We start from the raw sequence: 22,450 nt of genomic DNA on the forward strand, positions 1-22,450 counted from the left end.
AATTGGTAACATTATAGAAATAATAATATTATTCATAATTCATATTAAGTACTAGCTTATGTTTGCTAGTAGTAAATTCTGATTATCTTTCAGGATTTACAAGAGCAGGCGATCAGGCTTGTGATTTTAGCCGTCTGGGGACACATTATGGGGGCTAACTATGGTTAACGATCTTGTAGTTGATCTTTCGCGTATTCAATTCGCGGCGACGGCACTTTATCATTTTCTTTTTGTACCGTTAACTTTGGGGCTGACCATTCTGGTCGCCATTATGGAAACGGTTTATGTAACGACTGGCCGCGAAGTATATCGCCGCATGACCCAGTTTTGGGGAAAGCTGCTGCTGATTAACTTCGCACTTGGTGTCGCAACTGGCCTCACAATGGAATTCCAGTTCGGTATGAACTGGTCGTTTTATTCCAGCTTTGTCGGTGATGCTTTTGGCACAGCGTTGGCGATTGAAGGTCTGATGGCCTTCTTCATGGAATCGACATTCCTCGGTCTGATGGTGTTTGGCTGGGATCGTCTCACCAAAATGCAGCATCTGGTTGTCACTTATCTGGTGGCGCTTGGATCGAACCTTTCAGCGCTGTGGATCCTTGTTGCCAACAGCTTCATGCAGAGCCCTAAAGGTGCAGACTTTAATCCAGTCACCATGCGTATGGAGCTGAGCAGCTTCTTCGATATGTTCTTCAATCCGGATGCACAGGCGAAGTTCGTGCATACGGTGCTTGCCGGCTATGTAACGGCGGCAATTTTCGTCTGCGGCGTCAGCGCTTTTTACATGTTGCGCAATCGCCATATGGACGTTGCCAAGCGTTCGTTCCGTATTGCTGCACTCTTTGGCGTACTCGGAACCGGTGGCGTTCTGACCCTCGGTGATGCGCTCGGCTTCGTTGGTGCACATGCGCAACCAACCAAGCTTGTGGCGATGGAAGCGCTTTGGGAGACCGAAGAAGCGCCGATGTCTTTCAATGCGATCGCCTTTCCATCGCAAAGCGAGCAAAAAAATCTCTTCGCCGTTAAAATCCCGGCCATGCTGTCTATTCTTGTGACGCACTCACTTGAGGGGACAGTGCCTGCCGCTGACGTGTTAGAGGAGCGCGCGAAAACGCGTATCCGAAACGGTATTCCGGCGATTGAAGCGATGCAGGTTCTTAGTTCAAATCCGACTGATCCCGCAGCACTGGCTAAGTTTGATCTGCACAAGGATGATCTTGGCTATGGCTTTCTCGTCCAGCGTTATGCACCTGATGGCGACATCACGCGCATAACGGATGCCGATATCGATAAGGCCGCCAAAGATACCATTCCTGAAGTATGGATCATCTTCTGGTCGTTCCGCGTCATGGTGGGGCTGGGTCTGTTGATGCTGGGCTACTTTGTACTGTCCTTCATTCTTACGCTGACCAATACGGTTCACAACAATCGTTGGTTCTTGCGAGCGTCCGTATGGATGATCCCCGTGCCGTTTATTGCCTGTGAAATGGGCTGGTTGGTGGCCGAAGTCGGACGACAGCCGTGGACGGTCTATGAAGTCTTGCCGACATGGCTTTCGGCCTCAACGCATACGGTTGCCTATATGATCGTGTCTCTGTCGGGCTTCATTCTGCTCTACACAATCTTCGCCATCGTTGAGCTGTTTCTCATGCTGCATTTCATCCGCAAGGGACCGGATGCATCTGAAACAACCGCCCCTGCAACTGCACCAGCTCCGGCTGCGGCTTATTAATCGGGAGATATTTCATGGATATTTATCTCGTACTTCAGCTTGTATGGTGGTTGTTGCTTGGTGTTCTGCTGATGGGCCTCGCCATCATGGTCGGCATGGATATGGGCGTTGGCACATTGCTTCGCTATGTGGGGCGCACCGATACAGAGCGGCGTGTCGCGCTCAACATCATTGGTCCGCACTGGGATGGAAATCAGGTCTGGTTCATTCTGGGCGGCGGTGCAATTTTCGCGGCATGGCCCTTGGTCTACGCAACTGCATTCTCCGGCTTTTACATCGTTATGCTGGTCTTGCTGTTCAGCATGATCGTCCGTCCACTGGGCTTTGAATATCGCAGTAAGATGCCTTCGCTGCGTTGGAGAAACGCATGGGACTGGACGCTGTTCGTTTCCGGTTTTGTGCCGATGCTGGTGTTTGGTGCGGCTTTCGGCAATGTCATTCAGGGTGTGCCGTTCAACTTCGACTGGCGGATGACATCCTATTATACCGGTAGCTTCATTGAACTGTTCAACCCGTTTGCAATCCTGTGTGGTCTGCTTTCTGTTTCTCTGTCGATTTATATGGGCGGCGCGATGCTGATGAGCGGCGGCGTTGGTAATCTTGCAGATCGTGCGCGTAAAGCTTCGCTATTTGGCGGTATACTGGCACTGGTTCTGTTCACGATTGGTGGCTTCTGGGTATCAGGCATGGACGGTTATCAGATCGTACAGGGTCCGAATCCGGGCGTGCCGCAAACACCTCTTCATCAGGTGGTTGAACGCACACCGGGCGCACTTCTATCCAACTTCCATGAATATTCCGTGCTGTGGGTCATTCCAGCGCTGACCTATATCGGCGTTGCCTTGGGGCTTGTGGCGCTGCTTGCACGCAAGGCATTGCTTGGCTGGTGGCTCGGAGCCATCGCATGGATTGGCGTCATTGGCACCGTTGGTGCTGCAATGTTCCCGTTCATGATGCCATCAAGCACCAATCCATCGCATAGCCTCACAGTTTGGAACTCTGGTTCCAGCGAGCTGACGCTGATGTGGATGCTGGGCTTTACGGTTGTCTTCATGCCTCTGATCGTCGTTTACACGAGCTGGGCTTTCTGGGTGATGCGCGGCAAGGTCGACCCCGACCATGTCGAGACGTCGCACCACGCATTTTAAGGAGAGCAAGATGACTGTATTCTGGCGGTTTGTGGTGGCAATGATCATCGCAGTCATTGCGATCCTTATTGGCATCATCCTTGGTGATTACGGCCCTTGGTATCTCTCATGGTTGCTTGGCACCGGCTTTATGATCCTTGTTGCAGCGCTCGGTGGTGTTCTGTTTGAAGAGCAGGAAGATTCCGCACGCGCCGCAAAAGAAAACCCTGAAGACGCCAAGTCTCACACAACGCGCAGAGAACTTGAATACTGAGCGTTTCTTCGGGCTTTGAAAACACCATACGAGAAGTTTTCTCGTATGGTCTGAGGAGGTTATCTGGAGGAAGCCTCATCCTTCAATCCTTCTCCCAAACTTAGATTTTTATGAATTTGCTCCACTAGATCCCAAGCTAGAGGGCCATGTATCGTATGGAGGCCGTTCAATGGCGTCAGGCATTTCACGTCGGAATTTTATCAAGCTCGGCACTTTCGCCGGCATTACGGTGATGCTTGGACGTGTTCCCACCGCAGACGCTTTGGAAGTGCATTCAGGTCCGACATCAACCGACTGGATCGGTAAGGATGGCAAAGCCCGCTCGCGTTGGGATGGCGTTCGTAAAGTAACCGGACAAAAGAATTTTGCGCGTGATTATCGCGCGCGCGATATCCCGGGTTGGCCGAAGCAACAAAGCCACGCTTTCATGATCAAGGCGACGAAGGCCGACCGGACATTTGAAGGCATTGACCTTTCTATACTGGGCGCAGATTTGCAGCCCGACAAAGTGCTGCTTCAGGAAGATCTCGTCCGCGATGGTCTGAATATTCCGCAAGATACCAATATGGGCAAGGGTTTCTACGGCTACAATATTCTTGTGCCGAAGGGTGAAACGCCGCCTATTTTGGGCCATCCTGTCGCTATCCTGATTTACAAAGATTTTGATCGGTTTGATGCCGCAAAACGTCAGCTGCGTTTTGAAGATGATGTCGTTGTTTATGGCGAAGAAACTGGTCCTAAGCCACCGGCAAATTATGGCGCTGCGCGCTACGTGCGGATTGGTGGTGAAACGCCTTACGATGCATCCGTATTTTCACCCTATCAGGATGCTGGCATTAAAGGTGGATTTGACGGCAACACGCCTGTCTGGCCGCCCTATGCACAGGATAAAGCGATCGCCATTCCGCCAATCATCCGAAAAGATCGCGGCGGCGGTTTCATCGAAGCTTTGCATCGGGCAGAAGAAAAGCCTGATACGCAAGGCATCGCGATGGACTATGCCAAAGGCATAACCGATGAAGTAGAAGCCGCGCGCAAAAATCCCGAAAAAATAGTGCTGGAACGCCACGGCTTTTCGCAGTCCATCGATCCATGCGCGATGGAGCCAGACAATTGCAATGCCTGGTATGATGCAGCGACAAAAACAATGCATGTGATGACCGCAACGCAGTCACCGACCGGTATCGTCAATGCGGTGGCAATGCTGGCTAAAAACAACAAGCTCTTTCCAGTTGAAAAGATCGTTCTGCTAACCGGCTCGACAGTTGGTTATGGGTCGAAAGATTATTCGGTCTTTCCGTTCTATGCGATGGCAGCGTGTTTTTATGGCGAAGGTCATGCAATCCGCATGGCCAATGATCGCTATGAACAATTTCAAATGGGTATGAAGCGCCACTCCGTTGAGATGGATGTTTCTATCACTGCTGACCGCAAAACTGGCAAGTTCGAAATTCTCAAAGGCTTTTATAATTGCAACGGTGGCGGGCGTGAAAACCTGTCTGTTGCAGTGTCGCATGTGGCAGCACGTGGCGCACAGTCAATCTATTACTTCCCAAAGTCTGATCTGACGGCTCTCGCCATGGCAACGCCTGCTGTGGAAGCGGGTTCAATGCGTGGTTTCGGCTCATTGCAGTCCATGGCCATCACCGAACTGATGGTTGATGAGCTTGCCAGCGAGCTGAAAATCGACCCGATCGAATTGCGCCGCCGCAATGCTATTCTTGAAGGTTACCCCAATACGCAAGGCGGCATTATTGCTGGTGATCCACGCAATGTGGAAATGCTCAATCTCGCCGAAAAACATCCGATCTGGCAGAACCGCGAAAAAGCCAAAGCTGAATTTGAGGCGGCCAATCCGGGCAAACTCTACGGTGTTGGTTTCTCGCAGGTTCAGCAGGTTTATGGTTCCAGCGGCGTGCCAACGGCTTTGGTTCTGGAGTTTGACGCGAACGGCAAGTTAACCATGCGCCATTGCGTCCAGGAAATCGGCACCGGCGGCACCACGGCGCAACAGGTCATGGTTTGGCAGGCACTGGGTAAAGCGCCGGACGTAGTGGATTTCGGTGTCACCGACTTCGAGCAGCTGCCTCTTCATACAAGCTACGCCGATCAGAAAAAGCAAGATGAGCTTGCGAAGAGCGACCCTTATTGGACGCCCGCGCTGATACCGGATATGAGCTCATCGAGTGGGGTTTATTATATCGGTTTTGGCACACGTCAGGCTGGGCGTTTCCTGCTTGAAAACAGCCTTTGGCCAGCTGCCAAAGCTATTTGGAGCGAAGGTGTTGGCGGCGGTGCCATCGCAAGCCTGAACGTTGAATTGTCCGACATTCGGGTTGGCCCTGATGGCATTGGCGGTGGCGGCATGACGCCAATTCCGTTTGAGCGCCTTGCCAAAAAAGCCCATGAAATGGGGTTGATTACCGGCGTTGCTGTTCATGCTTACAGCAGCTGGCAATGGTCGCGGGCAGAGTTCGACATTCCAACCGTTGGCGAGAGAAACCTGCCGCTTGATGCGATTGCGGTTAAATATGGCGACGGCGCGTCTGATGAACTGAAAAGCCGCATGACCACAGCAGGCTATGATTTCATCAAACGCAAGATAGCCTATTACCCGCCGACGAAGCGCGGCGGGGCTGATCCAACAACTGTGACACCGGCTGCATGTCTGGTCGAAGTGAACGTCAATACTTTCACAGGTCATGTTCAGGTCATGCGTCATCACATGATGATGGCTCCCGGCACGATGATTGTTCCTGAGCTTGTTTCCGGCCAGATACAGGGCGGTACTGCGATGGGCATTGGCCATGCACTGATGGAAGAAATGCCGCTTTATGAAGACGGTCCCGGCAACGGCACTTGGAACTTCAACCGCTATACGCTGCCGCGCGCCAAAGATGTCGCCGTCTGGAACCAGACCACTGATTATCTGCCGCCACTTTCAGAAACATCACCACCCAAAGGCATGGCGGAACTGGGCATGATCCCGATCCTGCCGGCAACCAGTAACGCCATTACGCATGCGACCGGAAAACGTTTCTATGAATTTCCGATTACCCCGGAAAAAGTAAAAAGGGCCTTGTCATGAGCATCGAAAAACGCCCACTTTCTCTCACCATCAATGGCAAGGCAATCGGTCCGGTGCAGGTTCCGGTCGGCATGCCCATGATTGATTTTCTGCATGAATATCTTGATCTGACTGGCACGCATTTCGGCTGCGGTCAGGGTATCTGTCATGCCTGCACCATTATGGAAGTGCAGAAGGATGGTACGCGAACTGAAAGCCGAACCTGCATCTATGATGCCCATTTTTTCAACGGAAAATCGATCATTACAATCGAAGGTCAGGCTGAAACCGATGCGGATGGCAAGGTTACGAAGCTGACGCCGATCCAACAGGCTTTCATCGATAATTTCTCTTTCCAGTGCGGCTATTGCACGCCCGGTTTTGTGGCGGGGGCAACAGTTTTTATAGACCAGCTCAAACGTCAGCCTGTCAAACGTGCTGATCTTGAAGGCGCGATTGAAGAGGCACTCGATGTCCATATCTGCCGTTGCACAGGTTATGTGCGTTATTACGAAGCGATCCGCGATGTGGCGCTTGCCACACCCGGTTGCGTGATCGGATAGGGGAAAAACGATGAAAAGCCATAGATTGCGCAATTCGATCTTAGCCATCATCGTGTTGGGCGCACTGGTTGCGTTACCCATCCTGTTTGGTCTTTTTCGCACTTCCAGTGTAGCACCACAGGCCGAGCAGGCCATGACGCCCGAGCAGATGCAAAGCCTCATACCCCGTGGACGTGAGCTGGCATTGGCTGGTGACTGCTTTGGTTGTCATTCACTGCCGCAAGGTCCGATGGCTGCGGGCGGCGTGCCGATACAACTCCCTGTTGGTACGATTTATTCGACCAATATCACGCCCGATAAAGAGCATGGCATCGGCAATTATACGCGCGCCGATTTCCATCGTGCGTTGAAGGACGGTATTGCGGCTGGCAAGGGTAATCTCTATCCGGCCATGCCTTATGTTTACACACATATCACCACGCCCGATGATCTGGATGCGCTTTATGCCTACATGATGAGCATTCCGGCAATCCCGGTTGCCAATAAAGCGAATACGGGCGTGTTCGTATTGCCTGTGCGCCCATTCCTGAATTTCTGGAATTTGTTAAACTTCCCAAACAGGGAGGTTCCGCAGAATGAGTTGCGCTCGGCTGAATGGACCCGTGGTGCGTATCTTGTTGAAGGTCTCGCGCATTGTGGCGCCTGCCATACGCCCCGCAATCTTATGATGGGCGTTGATTTCCTGCGTCCGCTGCAAGGTGGCGAAGTGGATGGCATGGCTGTTCCCAACATTACAGCCGCAGCCTTGTCGAAGCATGGTTTTGATGTTGCGACATTGAGCCAGTATCTTTCCACCGGCATTGCGCCACAGGGCACATCCTTTGCTGGTATGAATACGGTGACGCATTTCTCAACCAGTGTGATGGACGCGGACGATATAAAGGCCGTCGCCACCTATCTGCTGACCGATGATGAAGGTAATATTGCAGCCGCAGCACCACCGCCTGCACCATTACCGGAAGCGCATAATCCTGAACCGGGCAGCCCGATGGAAACCGGAAGGCTGGCCTATATTTCCGCCTGTTCAGGCTGTCATGGTGTCAATGGTGCAGGCATTCCAAATGTCGCTCCTGCTATGAAGGGCAATGCCACTCTGGCAATGGATAATCCGCAGACACTGATCAAGGTTGTTCTCAACGGTATTCCGACCCAGACATTCACCAATGGTCAGCGCATGTATGCAATGCCGCCGTTTGCCCATGTGATTGAAGATCCTGAAATTGCAGCCCTGATCACTTGGATCAGAGCTGAATGGGGCGGTCAGGCAACAGCAGTGACAACCGAGCAAGTTGCAGCTGAAGAGAGCGCTGTCGATTAAAACGCATGAGTTGGGCTCAATTGATTGAGCCCAACTTAATCATAAGCACGTGCATATTTATTTCAGGCGTAATCGGATCAACCCCCGGGGGGAATGATGAGTTCGAATATTTCACGTCGCAATTTTATGAAGCTTGGTACAATCGCCGGCATCACTGTGATGCTTGGGCGGCTACCAGTCGCTCATGCGCTGGAAGTCCAGTCAGGGCCAAGTCCATCGGACTGGATCGGAACGGACGGTCATGCCCGTTATCGATGGGATGCTATTCGTAAAGTCACTGGCGAGAAAACCTTCTCCCGCGACTATCGCGCCCGCGATCTCGAAGGCTGGCCCAAAGAACAAGCCCATGCTTTTTTCATCAAAGCAACGGATGCAAAGCGAGCCTTTGAAGGCGTTGATCTGACCATATTAGGGGATGATCTTCAGCCTGATCGTCTGGTTCTGCATGAAGACTTTGAAGCCGATGGCTTGACAGCACCATATGCCGAAGGTCTGGCCGATGAATTTTATGGTAAGACTATTCTGCTGCCAAAGGGTCAAACTGCACCGCTTCTGGGACAGCCGGTAGCGCTGCTTGTCTATCATGATTTTGATCGCTTTGATGCCGCAAAACGTCTTTTACGATTTGAAACCAGCATTGTGAAATATGGCGCTGAAACGGGTGTTAAATCGCCAGCCAATTACGGTGCCGCGCGATATGTCCGCATCGGCGGTGATACACCGTCTGCGTCATCTGCTTATTCGCCGATACAAGATGCAGTTATATTTGGCGGCTTCGATGGTGATACACCAACCTGGCCATCAGAAAGCACGACGGGCGTTTTCGTGCCTGCTTCTGTACTGACCAAGCATCGCGGCGGCGGTGGGGTACGCGATCCGGAAGAAGTTGCGCGCGAGACTTATGAACCCATGCGACGCGGCATGAACGCCGCCGAAGATATCGCCAAAGCGATTGAAGACGCGCGTAAAGATGAAACCAAATTTGTGCTGGAACGGCACGGCTTTTCGCAATCCATTGATCCGAGTGCAATGGAGCCAGACAACGGCAATGCGTGGTATGATGCGAAGTCAAAAACACTGCATCTGATCGTTGCCGCCCAGTCGCCTTATGAAGTTGCGCGTGTTGCAGCGGCTATGGTCAAAGACAATAAGCGCTTCGCCGTTGAGACGATCAAGCTTTTGACCGGAACAACGGTCGGTTACGGGTCAAAAGATCATTCTATCTTTCCGTTTTATGCGATTGCAGCCTGCTTTTACGGTGATGGGTTGCCGGTGCGTCTGGCCAATGATCGTTATGAACAGTTCCAGCTTGGACTGAAACGCCATTCTATCGAAATGGACGTGACAATTGTTGCTGATCGCAAGACCGGCAAGTTTGAAATCATGAAAGGTTTCTATAATTGTAACGGCGGCGGACGCGCCAATTTTTCATTCTCGGTGGCACAGGTAGCTGCGACCGCTGCACAGTCGATCTATTATTTTCCAAAATCGGATCTCACATCCATAGCCCTTGCAACGCCTGCCGTGGAAGCAGGCTCGATGCGTGGCTACGGCACCATTCAGGTGATGAGCATTACTGAATTAATGGTCGATGAAATCGCTGCCGAGCTTGGCATTGATCCTGTTGAACTTCGCCTTCGCAATGCCATGCGTGCGGGTGATGAAAATACGCAAGGCGCGCAACCTCTGGGCGATTTGCGTAATGTCGAAATGCTCGAACTGGTGGCTAAAAACCCACTATGGGTCAATCGCGAACAAGCCAAGGCGGACTATGATAAGGCCAACCCAGGTCGCCTTTATGGCGTAGGTTTTGCGCAAGTTCAGAAGGACTATGGATCAGGTGCGGATACCTCTGCACTTACGCTCGAATTTGATGCAAATGGCAAATTGACCATGCGCCATTGCGTGCAGGAAATCGGCACGGGTGCCACTACCGCGCAGCAGGTGATGGTGCGTAACCTGTTGGGCAAAGTGCCGGATGTGGTCGAATTTGGTGTGACTGATTTTGCCGAATTGCCGATGGTGAGCAACTGGTCGCCTTACACGACCACGCAGGAACAGCAGGACGAGTTGCAAAAAGACCCGTTCTGGGTACCAAATGCACTTCCGCCTATGAGTGCTTCCAACAGCGCTTATTTTCTGGGCTTTGGAACACAACAGGCAGCGCGGTTTCTCTTTGAGAATACATTCTGGCCTGCGGCAAAAGCGATCTGGAGCGAAGGTGCATCTGGTGGACAAATTGCCAGCGGCGTTGTCACGCAAAGCGATCTGCGTGTTACGGCAGGTGGTATCGGTGGCGGCGGAATGGAAACGCTATCCTTTGAACGTCTTGCTCGCAAAGCCCATGAAATGGGTTTGGTGACGGGCGTTTCACTTCACTGTTTCAGTCGCTGGGAATGGGCAACGGCCAAGTTCGACATACCCGTTATTGGCATGCGCGAACTGCCTGTTGATCTTCTCGCCGTTCGCTATGGTGATGGTGCTTCAGCGGAACTTAAAAGCCGTATGACAACGGGTGGCTATGATTTCATCAAACGAAGCAGCGTGTATTTTCCGCTAGTACAGCGCAACAATGCGGGTGTCACGACCTACACGCCAGCGGCATGTATCGTCGAACTCAACGTGAATAGCTTCACCGGCGAAGTCGAAATCATGAAGCATCACAGCATCCTTGATCCGGGCAATATTATCGTTCCCGCGCTGGTTTCTGGTCAGCAACAGGGTGGTGTGGCGATGGGCATTGGCCACGCTTTGATGGAAGAGCTTCCACTTTATGAAGACGGTCCGGGCAATGGTACATGGAACTTTAACCGCTATACGCTGCCGCGAAGTAAGGACGTAGCGGTTTGGACGCAGACGGCTGAATATCTCGAACCACTGTCAGAAAGTTCACCGCCCAAAGGCATGGCCGAGGTGGTGATGATCCCGGTTGTGGCTGCGACTGGCAATGCAATTACCCATGCAACCGGAGCTCGCTTTTACCGACTGCCTGTAACGCCTGAAAAGATCCAGCGGGCACTCGGAGAGTAAAGGCACAGATGTTTCTCGTAAGCCATGGTGAACCTTAATGAAACCAACGGAACAGGCTCATTTCAATGATACGAATGTGGCCGTGCGCGCTGCTTCCATCAACGAAAATGACTTTCCTTTGATGCCAGCTTTGTCTGCTGAGAAGTGTGCACTTGCGGTTATTGTTGGCGTTGAAGGTCCATCTTATCGACGTTGCGGCGCGGCCATGGTTGTCGATGCTTCTGGTCGCAGCTGGGGTAATCTGTCTTCCGGCTGTATCGATAAAAGTGTCGTGTTGAATGCAAAGTCGGCAATGGAAACCGGCAATGCTATGAAAGTTCGATACGGTCGTGGTTCTCCCTACTGGGATTTGCCGCTCCCTTGTGGTGGTGCGCTCGATATTCAGATATTTCCATTTCCTGATAAGCTCATTCTGGGCGATATTGATAGAAGCTTGAGAGCACGAAAGCCAGCGATGCTAACTTTGGCTGATGATGGGACACTATCTCTCAATCCGACGGGAATGGGACTGCATCTCACCATTTTGCCTCAGATCAGGGTGTTGGTTTTTGGCACTGGAATGGAAACGATCTGCTTTACAGAATTGGCATTGGCCGCTGGTTGCCGTGTGGAATTGTTTTCACCTGATCCGGATGTTTTGATGCGGTTCCCATGGGCTAATCCGCTGGTCAAAAATGTCTGGCCGGATGGCGTTAAGACAGATGAGCGAACCGCAGTCGTAACCTTTTTCCATGATCATAGTCGCGAGCCGACTATTTTGTCGAAAGCACTCGACAGCCCTGCGTTTTTTGTGGGTGCGCAGGGCAGTAGACGCGCTCACTTGTCGCGTTGTGAAGCATTGATTGAATATGGCTGCCCGGTTGAGAATACTGATAAGCTGAAATTTCCCCTTGGACTTATCCCATCGACGCGCGACCCTTATACACTTGGCGTGTCTGTACTTGCGCATGTATTGCAGAGCGTAAAAGATTTGAAATGAGTGGAACCGGAAAAGTAGCTGTCATCGTTTTGGCAGCTGGCAAGTCACGACGTTTTGGTGCGCGTGATAAACTCCTGTCAAATTATCGGGGAAAGCCGCTGAGCGCTCATGTTGCAGCATCCCTGCTTGGCGTGCCCTATAGTTTCGGCGTGGTTGTGACAAGTAATCCTGTCGTGGCGGGTCTATTCAAGCAAACACGCTTTCGCCCGCTTTTCCTTAAAAATTCAACGGGGCAAAGCGATAGCCTTAAAGCGGGTTTGCGATATGTGAGAAAACATGGCGCAAGTCATGCTCTCGTTTTGCTAGGCGATATGCCGAATGTCCCCAGACAGCATTTGAAAAAAATGGTTGCTACAGCTGGCATGCATCCACGGATTTCGAAGAGTGGCAATACGGTACTTCCGCCAGCACTTATCCCACTTCATTTGCTGCCAAAACTTCTTCATCTGCGCGGTGATGTTGGTGCAGGTAAAATCCTGAAACACCACCCATCAACAGTGTTTTTGCCGTTAGATATTAACGGTGCGCTTGATATCGATGAAAATGTCGATCGGGCAGGAACATCGTTTATCAGAGTATGAATAAATACTAATCATCGATAACAAAAAAGGGCGGAATTTCCGCCCTTTTTGTTTTATTTATTTAATGCGTACCGACTGCTTTGCCATAAACCCGGATGACGTTTCTGACGGCTTCGACCATCAGTGCATGCGGCGTGGCTTCAACCTTGCCAGATGCAACCGCTGGATAAAGCGTGCCGAGATACTGGCTGATCAGTGTTTCCGGAATTTTGCGGTCTTCAAGGCGCTTAAGCAGCGAATTGACAGCAGCTGTGGCTTCCGGATGCGGCCAGTAATAACGAATGCGGTCACTATAAGAGAAATGGCGTTGAAGACGCAGTTCTTCCGCATCGCCATGATAATATTTCTCCCAGTTCTTTGGCTCGTTGAGAAGTAGCTTCTCAAGCTTGCCGCGAACGGTTTCTTCTTCAGGCAGCTTGTCGAGGAAAGCGGCAATCTGATCAAGACCATAGAGTGCTTCACGCAGCGCGAACGTCAGGCCCGGTCCGACCTTCAGAATGGCAAATCCATCATGAACCAGCGCTGATAGTGCCTCAACCGGCTGATAGTCGGTCGAATGGGCTTCGAAGACAAATTGTGGGACCTCGTTGAGAACACCACTCAGAGCCGTCGCTTTTTCGCTGTCGTAATAGACAACGTTTTCATTGCCGAATTCCACGCCCGGCTGAACCACAACGCCGATGGCGCGCGAGAATGCATCCTCCAAGCCAAGAGCTGCAAAAGCCTTGCGGTGAATGGCAATGGTTTCAAGCGCTGCATCTGGTTTGGTCAGTTCCAGATCTTCGATTTCTTCCATCGCCCCGCCCGGGATCGGAACTTCTGTGCCAACAATATAGACAGGCAGATCAAAGCCGGATTCAGCGGCTGCTTTTTCTGCAACCTTGGCAAGGCGAGCCGCGCGTTCAGCGGTCACAGCATCAGGGAGTGCTACCGGTTCACCGGCACAGCCCATGGAGGTGTCGAGATGGATTTTGGTGAAGCCTGCACGCACAAAGCCATCCATCATCACTTCGGACTTGGCCATGGCTTCTTCAGCAGACAAATGCTTCCACGGATTGGGGCCGAGGTGATCGCCACCCAGAATAAGGTGCTTGGTATCAAAGCCGAGACGCGCTGCGATCTCTTCGACAAAACGGCGGAAATCTGCCGGTGTCATGCCGGTATAGCCGCCATCCTGATTGACCTGATTGCAGGTGGCTTCGATCAGAACGTCGGTGTTGGTTGCTATGCCTTCAAGAAGGGCGGCTTCGATAACGAGAGGATGAGCCGAGCAGATCGAGGTGATGCCTCCGCGCGCACCGCTTGCATACCGCGCGGGAAGTTTGCTCAAGGTCTGAGTGCTGCTCATAACGGGACTCCATATATAGGGTAAATTTCAGAGAGAAATGCGCTGAAGATTGTTATCCAGAGCAAGAATTTCTGGCAGTGGCGTTCCGGCACCAAGGTTCGGTGAAGCTACGCCCATCACATCGGCAGGCACAACACAGGCCGCGCGAATGGCTTCTTCAAGCGGCACGCCGACATGCTGAACGAGATTGGCAAGGCAGCCGACCATATCGATATGGGCACCTGCAAGCGAACCCGCTGCATTAACAAGTGCACCATCGCGTACTTCAATGCGTTCGCCATAAAGTTCGAAATGATCCGGGCCGCCGATGGTAGACATGGCGTCTGATACAAGGAACATGCGGTCGCGCTTTGGGCGCGCACGCCATGCAACGCCGACCATTTCCCATGTCACATGATGCCCATCAACAATGATGCCGACGAAAGCATCGCTGCCAATTGCAGTGCCGACCACCCCCGGTTCACGCGATGTCATTGGCGGCATGGCGTTGTAAAGATGGGTGAAGCAGCTGATGCCGGCGTCAAGCCCGGCGCGTGCCTGTTGCGTTGTGCCGTTGGTGTGACCGGCGGAAACCACCACACCCATATCAGCAATCTCGCGGATGATGTCGCCCGGCACCATTTCCGGTGCCAGCGTCAGCATGACAGGCACATCCGCCTTGCGCAGAATTTTCAGCGCTTCAAGCGTGGATGCATCCATCGGGCGGATGAATTCAACGCGATGCGTGCCCTTGCGGGCAGGATTGAGATGCGGGCCTTCAATGTGCAGGCCGAAGAAACCATCCATGCCCTTGCATTCAACGGCTGCATGGGCTGCCTGAATGATGCGCTCGGGCTCGCAGGTAATGAGCGTTGGCAGAACCCAGCCAGTGCCGAGTTTGCGCAGTGTCGAGATGATGTGCGCGATGCTCTTTGCACTGGTGTCCGAGTTCAGCATGACGCCGCCCGCACCATTGACCTGCAGGTCAATGCAGGCTGGCATCAGCACATGTGGCGTGAGGTCCGGCGTTTCATCCGACTTGCGCGGACGAAGACGGGTAATGCCATGCTGACCAATCTCGACCACCAGACCAGTCTGAAGTCGCCCATTCAGAAAGACATAATCGGGGGCGACAAGACGGGTCATTGGCTTTCTCCAGAATGATTCAGTGCAAAGAGCGCAACGCCGCGTGCACCCGAACTATCGCCGAAGCGTGCAGTTCTGATGGCGGGTATGCGTGTGGGTCCAAGCTTGCGCTTTTCAAATGCCTTTGAGACGCGTTCGGCAACACCATCCATATTGGAAAGACCGCCGCCAAGAACGAAACAATCCGGATCGACGACGAGCTGCATGGTCAGAAGCGATTCCGCCATCAGATCAGCCCAGTCATCGAGCACCTTTTCTGCGCTCGCATCGCCATTGGACGCGCGCAATGTCAGTTCCTGATTGGAGATGGTCTCATCAAGCTTGATCTTTGAAATATCGGCGAGGCCCGTGCCGGAAACATAGCGTTCCATGCAACCCGTCTTGCCGCAACCGCAAGGGATCAATGGCAGGTTCTGCTCGCTCAGAACGCGTGCAGGCATACCCGTGTGACCGATTTCCAGCGCAAGACCATTATAGCGCGGCGGAATTTCACCATTGATGACCACACCAGCGCCCATGCCGGTGCCGACAATCAGGCCAATCATCGCTTCGCTGCCTTCGGCTGCACCGCCATGCGCTTCCGAATAGGCGAAAGCCATACAGTCGTTCATCAGCGGAAAGCTGCGCCCGAAACGTTTGGTGAGGGCTGTACCCACATCGCGACCCGTGATGGGAATATTGGATGCAAAGCCGTGGCCGGTGGCTGGATCAATCCAGCCCGGCAGGCTGATTCCGACGGGCAGATTTGGATTGGCCGCCGTCTCGGTCAGCCATTCAATCTGCGCCGAAAGCCCATCGATAAAGGCTTCAAAGTCGCTGACGGGCGTTGGAATACGCCGTGTCAGAACCGTTTCCATATTTGCGTCGAACAGGCGGCCCTCAATTTTGGTGCCGCCCAGATCAATGGCGCCGCAGATCATGCTGACCTCGTGTTTCATGCTGCAAAGGGGTAAATCTTAACCCCGGAAACAACGCGTGTCAGGTTGCCCTGATCAATAAATGGATTGTCGATGTTGAGATCGAGTTCTGCCGACCAGCGGGCAGACCAGATTTGCGCCAGAAGCACGTAAAGTACGGCATCCCAGCGGCTGTCGCCGGTAAGATCAAGCGCAAGATCACAGCCTTCGCCACCAACAGTCGTAACGGTCGCTGTCGGGAACTGCTGAGCAATTTCAACTGCGATGTCGCGATCATAACGCGCGGTGTGCTGATCCGGGTGAATGAAGACCACAACGCGGGTGTTGCCGACAACCGAAGCTTTTGGACCATGACGGAAGCCGAGCGTGCTGTCCCAGTTTGTCATGACCTGACCCGCGGTCAGCTCCAGAACCTTGAGTGCGCTTTCGCGCGAAACGCCGGTCAGTGCGCCGGAGCCCAGAAAGATTGCGCGGTCTGGATGTGGCGCAGGCGTTGCGTCGAGCTGTGCAATTGCCTTAGCACCCGCAGCCGAGAGCTTGTTAAGTTTGTCGGCGACATCAACATTGCCATCAATGCAGGCGAGTGCCGACAAAAGCATTGTCGTGTAGCTCGACGTCATTGCAAAAGCCTGATCGTGCGTTGCTGCTGGCAGAACGATCACGCGCTGTTCGCCCGGGCCTTTCGCTGCGCGAACGGCCAGTGCGCTTTCGCCATTGCAGGTGATGTTGAGGCGGTGAGCCTTTGGGAAATGCTCGTCCAGCAGGTCGAGCGTTGCGATGGTTTCCGAGCTGTTGCCGCTGCGGCCAAACTGCACGACGAGCAGTTCGCCATCATCAGACAGCGTTTCGGACGGATTGGAAACAATGTCGGTGGTCGGAATGGCGTTAAGCGAAATCGCGCCAGCCTTGACCGATGCAAGAGCCTGACCGATGAAAGCCGAGGTGCCTGCGCCGCTGAAAACGATGCGCTTGATACCCTTGGCGGCGATCCATTCACGGATTTCAGCCGACTGGGTGGCAAGAGGTGCTGCCCAAGCCTGCCAGATGCCCGGCTGTGCATGAATTTCCTGCCAGGTGTGGCTCGTTTCCAGTTTAGTCATTAATGCCGTCCTCTTGGGTACTGATTACGCGCACACCGCGTTCGCGGATGCGGTTGGCTATTTCGTGATTGGGCTCAAGATCGGTTACGATCGCCGTAATTCGATCCATTGCGCAGATACGATGCAGCCGTGGTTTGCTGAATTTGGTCTTGTCGGCCAGAACGATGACACGGCCAGAAGCCTCGATCATTGCGCGGTTCTGATGGGCTTCGTCTTCCAGAAAAGTGCTCACACCTGTTTCGGGATCAACACTATCCGCACCCATGACAAAGGTGTCGAAGCGCATTTCGGAAAGTGCCGTATCGACCAGACGTCCGGAGACCGACATTGTTTCGCGGCGAATGCTGCCGCCGGTCAGCATCACCTGATGCTGCTTATGGCGAAGCACGGTCTGCGCAACGTCGAGACTGCGGGTCATGACGATAAGCGGTGCGAGATTGCCCAGATGCGCGGCCAGCCGTTCGGTACTGGAGCCGTTATCGAACAGCACGGCGGTATCACCTTCAAGGAGACTGACTGCCTTGCGTCCGATTGCATCCTTGGCGTCGAAATTGACGGCGCGACGATCTACCGGATTGGCTTCCACGCCCGCAGGCACGAGGCCGGGGCGCTGAGCAAGTGACAAAGCGAGATCGATACGGAAATCGGCAAGGCCCGCATAACCAAAGCGCTGGCAGAAGCGGATGAGAGTTGGTTCTGAAGTACCAAGCTGGTTGCACAATTCGCGTGCAGTTGAGCGAATGAAGCCTACCGGATCGTTTTCGATCAACAGGCATATGCCACGCAGCTTCGGAGTAAGCTCCGGCACTGCTGCTTGCACAGTCTGATAGAGGTCTTCTGTCGGTTGCAACTCCGGCCCTTTCCTTGTGTTGTAATTTTCTATTGAAAAGAAAATTTTACTTCAACACAAATTTCTAATGTCAGTTGTTTATTTTAACACAAATTTTGTTTTGCTCCGTTTGCTTGTCAGCAATTCCTGAGCACGGATGGCTGCTTAAATCAGGAAGGCGGCTGCCTGCCATCGGCAATTGCCTTGAGGGCTGCGCGCAATTCGGCAACTTTGGCTGCCGTCGTTCTTGTTGCACTCGGCACGGCGAAGCCGAAATTCAGCAGAATCTCATCCGCATCGATGGGCGCACTGCAGGACGCGTGAATTTCAGTAAGATCAGGCAATGCCGCAGCGATTGCAGGAAGCGTACCCATATTCACGCCCGAGCCCGGCATGATGGTGATTTTGTTTTTGGCAGCACTCTGCATTTCCGCAAGGCGTTCGAGGCCGGATACGGCTTTCAACGCGCCGCCTGAACTCAAAATCCGGTTGATGCCAAGCTCGACAGCTATTTGCACGGCTTCTGCCGCGTCAGGGGTAAGATCAATTGAGCGATGCAGAGCAATTTCAAGACCATCGGCTGCTTTGACCAGTCGCTCCAATGCAGGTCTATCAAGCCTGCCATCGGGCAGATTGGCGCCAATCACAACACCTGCGAGGCCAAGGGCGCGTGTTGCTGCAATTTCGGCTTCCATGATCTGCAATTCATCTTCGGTCCAGACGAAGCTGCCAGCGCGTGGCCGTATCATTACCATGATCGGAATTGGCGCTTTGGCTGAAAGCTGCATGAGGCCGATGGAAGGCGTCAGCCCGCCGATTGCGAGTGCTGCGCAAAGTTCAATCCGATCTGCACCGCCTTTGATTGCGGCGTCCAGTCCGTCGGCATCATCGACGCAGACTTCCAGTAATATCCGGCTCAAAGCAATCCCCCTTAGTTCTTCTTGTATTCTACCTTTGCCAGTATCACGACACCGGCTAATCCTGCGATTGCCCCCATGATGGTGACAGTTCCATAGCCAGCAAAGCTTGTGCCAATTGCAAAAAGTGCTGTTCCGATGCCACCGCCGACAAACATATTGATTGCGATAAGCGAAGCCGACAGGCCGGGCCTATCGTGTATAATACCAAGCAGATAGCTTATTGGCTGGCTCACGATTGCAGCTGCACCAATCCCCCCAATCGTTGATGCGGCATAAATCTCCCATCGTGTGGTGAGGAATGCAAGCCAGACCAGATAGATTGCGTAAAGCAATGATGCGACAAAGAAGATACCGATCTGACTTCGGCGGCGACCAATACGCGCCCAGACCAGCATGAGCACTGCTTCAAGCCCTGCCACGAAGCCCATGACCATGCCGACATCTTCAACTGTGCCACCACCGCGCCCGGTAATAATCAGCGGCAAAGCGATTGCATTCACATGCAAAACGGATGTGATCAGCGCGATTCCAAGCAGTCTTGTGACGACAAAAGGCGAAAAAAGGCGCTTGAAGTCTTCAAAACTGGAGGCTTTTTTGTGGCTTTTTTCAAGATTTTTGTGGTGGTCATATGGCATCAGTGTGGCAATTGACGCAAAGCAGCCGAGCGCGAGCAATGTCGCGAAGGAATAAGCGGTGAGGGCAGAGCCAGTTCCGGCGAGCGCTGCACCGACAAGTCCGGGCACAAGAATCCATGCAATCGAAATTGCCATGCGAACGATTGTGATCGAATCGCCAAGTTCAATCGGTGTCATTCCAGCGGAATGGTTGCGGATATTGGCAAACAAAAGCGTGCTGACGACGTTAAAAAGCGCGATTGGGCCAATGGTTGCTAACGCAAAGACCCATGGTGTTGGAAACAGCCAGATCAGGCCAAAACCGAAGATACCAAGGGCTGTGACGATGATCATTGGCGCGCGATAACGCCCGATACGGTCGGAGACCAATCCAATGGCAATACTGGCCGCGAGATTGGCGACGACGGCACAGAAGGCCACGACTGAATAGGTGAAATCGCTTAAGCCGATGACTTTAATACCGACAATCGGCTGGTAAGGTGTTGTTGCTGCGCCCGCGAAACCAAAAAACAGGATTGCAATCGTGCTGGCTCGCACGATCGGATATTGCCGGACAAGATCAAGGCTCGAGGTCGACATTCAGTTCGCCACTATTTCCAAAATAGGCTTTGTCCTGCACGGCTATAACCGTGCAGGACATGAGGATCAGAATAGCGGATGACGGCGTGCCTGCACAGCAAAGCGCAGCCAATCCTTTTCCGATGATGGGGTCCATGCAGCTTCCGCCACCGCCAAAAGGCGAGGGAAGGTGAGGTCATTGAAATAGGCATGCGTGGTGAAATGTTCACACCAGATACATGCCTGAACACCCTTGAGATGCTGCGCCAGTTCTGGCGGGAAATCGCCAGCAGCTTCGTAAGCATAGCTTTCTTCCGGTGTGGAAGCGCCCGCCCAGCCTGCGCCCGGTTCCCACCAGTTATGCGACTGCGCCATATCGAGATAATAGGCCTGACCCGGCGTCATGACGACGTCATAACCCTGCTTTGCAAGCTCAATACCGATTTCCGGTGCTTGCCATGCCATCAGCAAAGTGCCTTCCGGCTGCACGCCGCCACCATGCGCGACTTCGTTCCAGCCAGCGAGAACACGGCCGCGCTGTTCCAGCATGATCTTGAGCTTGCGCATGAACCACGATTGCAGTTCAAATGTGCCTTCAAGCCCTTCGCGTTCCATCAATTCGCGTGCAAGCGGCGAGCCAATCCATGAGTTATCGGCCACTTCGTCACCGCCAATATGGATATAACGACCCGGGAAGAGAGCGACGATATTGTCGAGGATCGTCTTCACAAACTCCCATGTCGCGGGCATTGCGGGGTTGAGCGCATTGTTCGTGAAGCCCTGAACAGTTTTGTAGGATTCGTTGGCTTCATTGCGATCCTGAAGATATGGCAGAGCGGTCAGCACTGCCTTGCAATGACCGGGCATGTCGACTTCCGGCACCACTTCAATGCCGAGTGATTGCGCATGTGCAACCACTAAGCGGATTTGTTCCTGGGTATAAAAGCTATGCGAAGTTTCAGTCGTATCGCCAAGCTGCGGCAGCATCGCACTGTTGGGAGCGCGCGTTGCGCCAATCCCTGTGAGTTCTGGCAATTCCGGGATTTCGATGCGCCATGCTTCATCGTCGGTCAGATGCCAATGGAATGTGTTGAGGCGATACCAGGCCATAATGTCGAGGAAGCGGGTGACTTCATCATGTGTCCAGAAATGACGCGAAACATCAAGAAGACAACCGCGCCAGTCATGACGTGGTGCATCTTCAATGCGGCCAGAAACCGGGAATTTGAAGCGTTCTGCATCCTGCTTTGCGCCATCAAGAATGTGCGCAAGCGCGACAAGGCCATGGCGTGTGCCGTCTACATCGGCGCTCGTAACTGTGATCAGCTCAGCCGTGAAATCGATGGTGAAGCCGCTCTTCTTGATGTTCGCGTCGGTCTTGATTGCAACAGCGCGTCCGCCTTCAACTGCTTTCAGCGAAAAGACCTGACGCGCTTGCGGGAACAGTCGTGCATGAAGCTCCTCAACCAGCGAAAGTGCACGCAGACCTGCAATATCTGTGCCCTCTGCGGGATGCAGCGCAATTGGTGTGCTGCCTGCTTCAGCATTGAATTTCACAGGCCATGGCAGAAGAGCAAACGGAAGCGTAAGACGGCCTTCCGGCAGACGCGGGCCGGGCAGAGGGAGGTCCTGTCCCGAAAGTGCTAATTCGCCAGTCTCAATGTGGATCAAACGGCCATCGGCACATTTGAGATAAGCCGTCTTCGCTCCGTCATTAACATGGAACGGTGAGCGATTAAGTGGTGCGACGCTCAACGTCCATGTTTCGCCCGGCTTCAATACGAAGCCTTTGGGCGCAGCTATTTCGTTGAAGCTGCCATCATGCAGGACAAAATGTCCGTTCGTAATCTGTGGCTCTCCAACAATGCGGGTGATGCTGGTGTAGCAAAGTGAGAAATCGGTCAGTGTTTCATCCGACAGGTTAAACACTTCGATTGTCATGGTTCCGGCTGGTGCGGGATTTGCGATCCACGAATTTTCAAGTCGGAATAGGCTAGGCATGCAATTCTCCACCAGCAGATTTATGCGCATTCCGAAAGGTAGACCTGTTTTCGGTGAGCGCGTTTTAGATAAGTGAGATCCCGCTGAGTCTTTGTCGGCTTGGCCACAAATCATGCGGGATAGAGGCCTTGGCCTTGTTAGCAACTATATCATCGCCTTCAATAGATTTTGTCCATCCTAAAATTTAGCCGTTTGTGATTTAATGGTTATTAAATTCTTTTGTTGCGAATTTTGCATGACTTCATGCGCTTCGTGCAGCCAGAATTTATAACCAAAATACAGCATTTCTTGTCGGATCGATGTACTGATTACGAAGTCGTAAATCAATTAAATTACTGTTTTTATT

At 52.9% G+C, this 22,450-nt stretch carries 17 protein-coding genes; 9 read left to right on the top strand and 8 right to left on the bottom strand.

Going from position 1 to position 22,450, the window contains the following annotated elements:
• Positions 1-160: 160 nt before the first annotated feature.
• From J2782_RS21090 to J2782_RS21130, 9 genes are all read left to right on the top strand, one after another.
• The gene (locus J2782_RS21090; RefSeq protein WP_250043942.1) at positions 161-1,732 is read left to right on the top strand and encodes a cytochrome ubiquinol oxidase subunit I; all 1,572 of its coding nucleotides are present in this window, start codon (positions 161-163) and stop codon (positions 1,730-1,732) included.
• Positions 1,733-1,746: 14 nt separating this feature from the next.
• Positions 1,747-2,880, top strand: coding sequence for a cytochrome d ubiquinol oxidase subunit II (gene cydB, locus J2782_RS21095; protein WP_310016014.1), 1,134 nt, complete (start codon positions 1,747-1,749; stop codon positions 2,878-2,880).
• A 10-nt stretch (positions 2,881-2,890) separates the two neighbouring features.
• Complete coding sequence (locus J2782_RS21100; RefSeq protein ID WP_310016015.1) at positions 2,891-3,133, top strand: hypothetical protein; 243 nt, start codon at positions 2,891-2,893, stop codon at positions 3,131-3,133.
• 169 nt (positions 3,134-3,302) lie between these two features.
• Positions 3,303-6,221 carry a xanthine dehydrogenase family protein molybdopterin-binding subunit gene (locus J2782_RS21105; RefSeq protein WP_310016016.1) on the top strand — a complete coding sequence of 973 codons (2,919 nt, stop codon included), beginning with the start codon at positions 3,303-3,305 and terminating at the stop codon, positions 6,219-6,221.
• Positions 6,218-6,763, top strand: a complete 546-nt coding sequence (locus J2782_RS21110) for a (2Fe-2S)-binding protein (RefSeq protein WP_310016017.1) — start codon at positions 6,218-6,220, stop codon at positions 6,761-6,763. The genes J2782_RS21105 and J2782_RS21110 overlap by 4 nt, the downstream gene beginning before the upstream one ends.
• A 10-nt stretch (positions 6,764-6,773) precedes the next feature.
• The gene (locus J2782_RS21115; RefSeq protein WP_310016018.1) at positions 6,774-8,081 is read left to right on the top strand and encodes a c-type cytochrome; all 1,308 of its coding nucleotides are present in this window, start codon (positions 6,774-6,776) and stop codon (positions 8,079-8,081) included.
• A 96-nt stretch (positions 8,082-8,177) separates the two neighbouring features.
• Positions 8,178-11,111: a xanthine dehydrogenase family protein molybdopterin-binding subunit gene (locus tag J2782_RS21120; RefSeq protein WP_310016019.1), complete on the top strand. Its 2,934-nt coding sequence runs from the start codon at positions 8,178-8,180 to the stop codon at positions 11,109-11,111.
• Between the two features lie 37 nt (positions 11,112-11,148).
• Complete coding sequence (locus J2782_RS21125) at positions 11,149-12,090, top strand: XdhC family protein (protein WP_310016020.1); 942 nt, start codon at positions 11,149-11,151, stop codon at positions 12,088-12,090.
• Positions 12,087-12,671 carry an NTP transferase domain-containing protein gene (locus J2782_RS21130; RefSeq protein WP_310016021.1) on the top strand — a complete coding sequence of 195 codons (585 nt, stop codon included), beginning with the start codon at positions 12,087-12,089 and terminating at the stop codon, positions 12,669-12,671. Before J2782_RS21125 ends, J2782_RS21130 begins: the two co-directional genes overlap by 4 nt.
• A 61-nt stretch (positions 12,672-12,732) precedes the next feature.
• On the opposite strand, the gene J2782_RS21135 is transcribed toward J2782_RS21130, so the two are convergent.
• The 8 genes from J2782_RS21135 to J2782_RS21170 all read right to left on the bottom strand — a co-directional run bounded on the left by J2782_RS21135 (position 12,733) and on the right by J2782_RS21170 (position 22,104).
• Positions 12,733-14,019, bottom strand: coding sequence for a D-tagatose-bisphosphate aldolase, class II, non-catalytic subunit (locus J2782_RS21135; RefSeq protein WP_310016022.1), 1,287 nt, complete (start codon positions 14,017-14,019; stop codon positions 12,733-12,735).
• A gap of 27 nt (positions 14,020-14,046) precedes the next feature.
• Positions 14,047-15,144, bottom strand: a complete 1,098-nt coding sequence (gene nagA / locus J2782_RS21140; protein ID WP_310016023.1) for an N-acetylglucosamine-6-phosphate deacetylase — start codon at positions 15,142-15,144, stop codon at positions 14,047-14,049.
• The gene (locus tag J2782_RS21145) at positions 15,141-16,064 is read right to left on the bottom strand and encodes an ROK family protein (RefSeq protein WP_310016024.1); all 924 of its coding nucleotides are present in this window, start codon (positions 16,062-16,064) and stop codon (positions 15,141-15,143) included. Before J2782_RS21145 ends, nagA begins: the two co-directional genes overlap by 4 nt.
• A gap of 14 nt (positions 16,065-16,078) precedes the next feature.
• On the bottom strand, positions 16,079-17,161 hold the full coding sequence (locus J2782_RS21150; RefSeq protein ID WP_310016025.1) for an SIS domain-containing protein: 1,083 nt from the start codon (positions 17,159-17,161) through the stop codon (positions 16,079-16,081).
• Positions 17,154-18,011 (bottom strand): DeoR/GlpR family DNA-binding transcription regulator, encoded by an 858-nt coding sequence (locus J2782_RS21155; RefSeq protein ID WP_310016026.1) that lies wholly within the window; start codon positions 18,009-18,011, stop codon positions 17,154-17,156. The genes J2782_RS21150 and J2782_RS21155 overlap by 8 nt, the downstream gene beginning before the upstream one ends.
• Before the next feature lie 149 nt (positions 18,012-18,160).
• Complete coding sequence (locus J2782_RS21160; protein ID WP_310016027.1) at positions 18,161-18,910, bottom strand: copper homeostasis protein CutC; 750 nt, start codon at positions 18,908-18,910, stop codon at positions 18,161-18,163.
• A gap of 11 nt (positions 18,911-18,921) precedes the next feature.
• The gene (locus tag J2782_RS21165) at positions 18,922-20,124 is read right to left on the bottom strand and encodes an MFS transporter (RefSeq protein ID WP_310016028.1); all 1,203 of its coding nucleotides are present in this window, start codon (positions 20,122-20,124) and stop codon (positions 18,922-18,924) included.
• A 66-nt stretch (positions 20,125-20,190) separates the two neighbouring features.
• Positions 20,191-22,104 (bottom strand): beta-N-acetylhexosaminidase, encoded by a 1,914-nt coding sequence (locus J2782_RS21170; RefSeq protein WP_310016029.1) that lies wholly within the window; start codon positions 22,102-22,104, stop codon positions 20,191-20,193.
• Between the last annotated feature and the right edge of the window lie 346 nt (positions 22,105-22,450).

It is taken from the genome of Brucella pseudogrignonensis (genome assembly GCF_031454375.1).
GTDB lineage: Bacteria > Pseudomonadota > Alphaproteobacteria > Rhizobiales > Rhizobiaceae > Brucella > Brucella pseudogrignonensis_A.

What these genes read in the sequence shown, in the direction of transcription:
- J2782_RS21130 (WP_310016021.1), top strand. Translation starts at nt 12,087, where the DNA reads ATGAGTGGAACCGGAAAAGTAGCTGTCATCGTTTTGGCAGCTGGCAAG.
- J2782_RS21135 (WP_310016022.1), bottom strand. Translation starts at nt 14,019, where the DNA reads ATGAGCAGCACTCAGACCTTGAGCAAACTTCCCGCGCGGTATGCAAGC.
- J2782_RS21120 (WP_310016019.1), top strand. Translation starts at nt 8,178, where the DNA reads ATGAGTTCGAATATTTCACGTCGCAATTTTATGAAGCTTGGTACAATC.
- J2782_RS21150 (WP_310016025.1), bottom strand. Translation starts at nt 17,161, where the DNA reads ATGACTAAACTGGAAACGAGCCACACCTGGCAGGAAATTCATGCACAG.
- J2782_RS21115 (WP_310016018.1), top strand. Translation starts at nt 6,774, where the DNA reads ATGAAAAGCCATAGATTGCGCAATTCGATCTTAGCCATCATCGTGTTG.
- J2782_RS21170 (WP_310016029.1), bottom strand. Translation starts at nt 22,104, where the DNA reads ATGCCTAGCCTATTCCGACTTGAAAATTCGTGGATCGCAAATCCCGCA.
- J2782_RS21125 (WP_310016020.1), top strand. Translation starts at nt 11,149, where the DNA reads ATGAAACCAACGGAACAGGCTCATTTCAATGATACGAATGTGGCCGTG.
- J2782_RS21165 (WP_310016028.1), bottom strand. Translation starts at nt 20,124, where the DNA reads ATGTCGACCTCGAGCCTTGATCTTGTCCGGCAATATCCGATCGTGCGA.
- J2782_RS21145 (WP_310016024.1), bottom strand. Translation starts at nt 16,064, where the DNA reads ATGATCTGCGGCGCCATTGATCTGGGCGGCACCAAAATTGAGGGCCGC.
- J2782_RS21110 (WP_310016017.1), top strand. Translation starts at nt 6,218, where the DNA reads ATGAGCATCGAAAAACGCCCACTTTCTCTCACCATCAATGGCAAGGCA.
- J2782_RS21090 (WP_250043942.1), top strand. Translation starts at nt 161, where the DNA reads ATGGTTAACGATCTTGTAGTTGATCTTTCGCGTATTCAATTCGCGGCG.
- nagA (WP_310016023.1), bottom strand. Translation starts at nt 15,144, where the DNA reads ATGACCCGTCTTGTCGCCCCCGATTATGTCTTTCTGAATGGGCGACTT.
- cydB (WP_310016014.1), top strand. Translation starts at nt 1,747, where the DNA reads ATGGATATTTATCTCGTACTTCAGCTTGTATGGTGGTTGTTGCTTGGT.
- J2782_RS21100 (WP_310016015.1), top strand. Translation starts at nt 2,891, where the DNA reads ATGACTGTATTCTGGCGGTTTGTGGTGGCAATGATCATCGCAGTCATT.
- J2782_RS21105 (WP_310016016.1), top strand. Translation starts at nt 3,303, where the DNA reads ATGGCGTCAGGCATTTCACGTCGGAATTTTATCAAGCTCGGCACTTTC.